The organism is bacterium (genome assembly GCA_040753555.1).
Classification (GTDB): Bacteria; UBA9089; UBA9088; order UBA9088; family UBA9088; genus JBFLYE01.
Map to the genome: position 1 here is coordinate 1 of JBFMDZ010000198.1, position 3,726 is coordinate 3,726.

The window sequence follows — 3,726 nt, forward strand, 5'->3', positions numbered from 1 at the left end:
TCCCCCCTGGTTGGGTATCTACAATGAAGGATGTGGTAAATGAGCCGTTTGCATCTGAGATTGTCGTTGTAATCGTAGGGTGTGTTCCAAAGTCAATGGAAATTAAGGTCTCTGTCGAATATCCAGCACCTTTAATATAAACGATTGTGCCCACCGGCCCTTCCCCTGAGGGAGGGTCTGAAATACCCGTTGAACCAGAGATATAAAAGCTCTGGGTAACAATTGAGCCGTAGATGGTTATGGTATAGGTTCCGCGGGGAAGTGCAGGGATAGTAAAGAAGGCTAAAAATGAGCCACTTGGGATTAAATTAGCACTCGTTATCGTCCTATATGTCCCAAAGTCAATAAACACACCTCCTGAATCCCTAAACCCTATCCCCTGAATGCTCATTACATCGCCAGGACACCCCCGATTATTCCCCCGATTTGTCCAGGCAAAGCCTGTCGGAAGAATAACAAATGTTGTGGTGGCTTGTAATGTTTCTGTTCTTGCGGTAATTATTTTTGTGCCGGAAGGTTGGGTGTCTATAATAAATGTGGTTGAGAAGGTGCCGTTTGGGCTGCTTAAGGTTGTGGTGATGGTTAATGTTGTGCCGAAGGCAATGGAGACCAGGGTATTGGTGGAAAAATCCATTCCTTCTATGGTTATTGTTGTTCCCACAGGGCCTTTCTCTGGGGATAAAATATTCAAATAACCCAATAATCTACCAGAGCGAACAGGCCAGACATAGAGGCTACCGGACTTATAGTAGGCGTAAAAGTAGCCACTGTACATGGGAACGATCCACGCGAGGCCTGTATTGGGCGCATAACTACTGGAGGACCAGTAGACGCCGCTCGAAACATTGATAAATGGATGTCCTGATGGCAGAGCTGGATTGAATTTTGAATAGTCTATTAGGCTGCGCAATTCCTTTCTATTCGGAAGTCGCCAATCTGTATAGCCATAGTTTGGATTTGCTCCTGTATTCATTCCCGCTACATAGTCCAAAGCGCCTTGCCATGTCCTTGCTCCTGCTAAATTGGCATTTCTTGTCCACATAAGCCCTGTAAGATTGTCTGTAACTGTGCCATTTCCACCAATTGTAAACCTTGGGTCTGGCCAGGAGACACCTTTTTCTAAATCTCCATCATCACCTGTTGCATAAGATGTGGTCTGACCTGTTTTTGGAAGCTCTATTGTTCCTGTATAGGCTAAAGATGCAATAAACAGAAAAGCCGCTATTACCATAAGCAATCTTTTACACATCTCCTTTGCGTTTTCCTTTGCATGTCTGAAGAAAATTAAAATGACCGTGGACTATCCTCTTCTCTATCCTCCTCTCCTTTATCCTTCCAATGTATACTCCTCTTTCCTTTATTACTACCACAGACAACCCTGCTCTCTTTGCCCTTTCCAGATATAAATCTTCTCTTTTAACCAAAAAACCATACAAAAGCCCCCTTCTTGAAGTTCTCTTTACCTCTTTAAGACCCAGAGCATCTCTTACATTTTTATCTATTTGCCTATAAAACTCATAATATCTGCCCACCTGAAAGAATATGATACTTCCCTTGAACCGATTGACAAAATAATCATACTGACTCTTTACAAATCGAAAACTGACTGGTTGTTTATACCTCTTCTTCAACTTATTCTCCTTAACTTCAAAGAATTCATTAATAAACCTATATCTTTCAAATATAGACTGTAACTATTCAGTATATCGTATTTTATATGTTTGGCTGTTTTAAAATTCATCCATTCTATAATAAATCCCAAATCCCAAGTTCAAATGTCAAAAAAATGTCCAATTTCCAATGTCCAATATCATTTCAAATTATTGGGATTTGGACATTGGGATTTCATTTGTCATTGGGATTTGGACATTGGGATTTTTATTCTTTGGCTTCATTATTTTCCTTAACATTATCTAAACATATACATTCCTTATTTCCCTATAGGGTGAATAGTTACAAATAATCAAATAACCCATCACTGTCCAGAGCGAACAGGCCAGACATAGTGGCTACTGGACTTATAGAGGGCGTACAAGTAGCCATCGTACATGTAAACGATCCACGCGCTGCCTGTATTGGGCGCATAACTACTGGAGGACCAGTAGCCGTCGCTCGCTACATTGATAAATGGATGTCCTGATGGTAAGGCTGGACTGTGCCTTTCTGCGTCAATCAGGCTTTCAAGCTCGTTAATATTGGGAAGTCGCCAATCTGTATAGCCATAGTTTGGATTTGCTCCTGTATTCATTCCCGCTACATAGTCCAAAGCGCCTTGCCATGTCCTTGCTCCTGCTAAATTGGCATTTCTTGTCCACATAAGCCCTGTAAGATTGTCTGTAACTGTGCCATTTCCACCAATTGTAAACCTTGGGTCTGGCCAGGAGACACCTTTTTCTAAATCTCCATCATCACCTGTTGCATAAGATGTGGTCTGACCTGTTTTTGGCAAAGCGACCTCTTGAGCCAGGATACTGCCTGCTAAAAACATACCAACCACAACCAGTAGAAAAAATATCGCTTTTCTCTTCATAAATTACCTTTCTTAAATTATACTTAAAAACTACAAATTTTGCAACTCCATTCGTGGCTATTTAAACCCTCATTGGCACCCTTGCCTCAAGGGCTGCCAGACGCTCATGGATGTCTATCGCCAACTCAATCTTTTCCTCAAGCCTCTGGTAGTTAAGAGAGGTTTCAGCACGAAGGCCGGTAATCTTCTCATCAAGCCGATAGAATACAGAATCAATCTTCTCATCAAGCCTTTTGTAATTTACCTCAATCTTCTCATCAAGCCTTCTTATCTCTGAAAGAAGCTCTGCCTTTGTTCCCTCAATCTTCTCATCAAGCCTTCTTATCTCTACCCCTAAATTCTCTACCTTTGCTTTAATGCTTTCCAGCTCAGGAAGGATTAGCTCCTGGATAAGCTTTCTCATTGCTGTGGTTGCTCCGCTAAACATAATCTTAATCACCTCCTTAATTTCATTTAATATTTTACCTCATCAGAACCTATCGCCATCAAGCATAAATATACACTAATCATTAGTCTTTTGGCAATTAAAAAGATAAAGCCAGCAATGCTAGGGAGTCTTGAGTCTTGAGTCTTGAGTCGGGAGTCTTGCCATTTAAGGAGGATAAAGATAAGCAAGCTGGCAAAGAAGGCATTTAGGGTATATTTCTCGGCAATGACAGCCTGTTCCCAGAAGGTAGCAGAGAAAGCCAAAATCAAAGATGCAACAACGCTTGAAATTATTCTTCCGTTCTTCCGTTCCTCCGCTCTTCCGCTCACTTTTAAGGTGATAAAATAGGTCATCATTACAGCAAGGGAGGCAAATAATGCTGATTGCATATTCATCCTAAAGGCAATGCTTCCAATTGGTATAATAGTTGTCCAAAGCTTGCCAAGTAGGGTATAAAGGGGATAGCCTGGGGGATGGGCAATGCCTAATGTGTATGCAACGGTTATAAGCTCCCCTGAATCATGAAGCCCAACACTTGGAGTAAGGGTATGAAGATATACGCCGAAGGCACAAACAAAAACCAGCAATCCTAAATACCTTTCCATCCCATATCATTCTTAAAGAAACCACAAATTAATACTAATTCGTGTCCATTCGTGTTCCAAAACCAAAAAACTTCGTAACTATTCACCCTATAGGGAAATAAGGAATGTATATGTTTAGATAATGTTAAGGAAAATAATGAAGCCAAAGAATAAAAATCCCAATG

Annotated in this window: 5 protein-coding genes; all 5 read right to left on the reverse strand. The window is 41.1% G+C overall.

The window, feature by feature from the left end; translation table 11 throughout:
- Window positions 1-1,249 (reverse strand): DUF1566 domain-containing protein (locus tag AB1630_11155; GenBank protein MEW6104350.1); only part of this gene is annotated, 1,249 nt, incomplete at its 3' end.
- Window positions 1,242-1,631, reverse strand: a complete 390-nt coding sequence (locus AB1630_11160) for a hypothetical protein (GenBank protein MEW6104351.1) — start codon at window positions 1,629-1,631, stop codon at window positions 1,242-1,244. The genes AB1630_11160 and AB1630_11155, both read right to left, overlap by 8 nt.
- A 344-nt stretch (window positions 1,632-1,975) precedes the next feature.
- Complete coding sequence (locus AB1630_11165) at window positions 1,976-2,530, reverse strand: DUF1566 domain-containing protein (GenBank protein ID MEW6104352.1); 555 nt, start codon at window positions 2,528-2,530, stop codon at window positions 1,976-1,978.
- Between the two features lie 61 nt (window positions 2,531-2,591).
- Entirely contained in the window at window positions 2,592-2,957 is a 366-nt protein-coding gene (locus AB1630_11170; protein MEW6104353.1) for a hypothetical protein, read from the reverse strand.
- A gap of 26 nt (window positions 2,958-2,983) precedes the next feature.
- Complete coding sequence (locus AB1630_11175) at window positions 2,984-3,562, reverse strand: DUF2723 domain-containing protein (protein MEW6104354.1); 579 nt, start codon at window positions 3,560-3,562, stop codon at window positions 2,984-2,986.
- Between the last annotated feature and the right edge of the window lie 164 nt (window positions 3,563-3,726).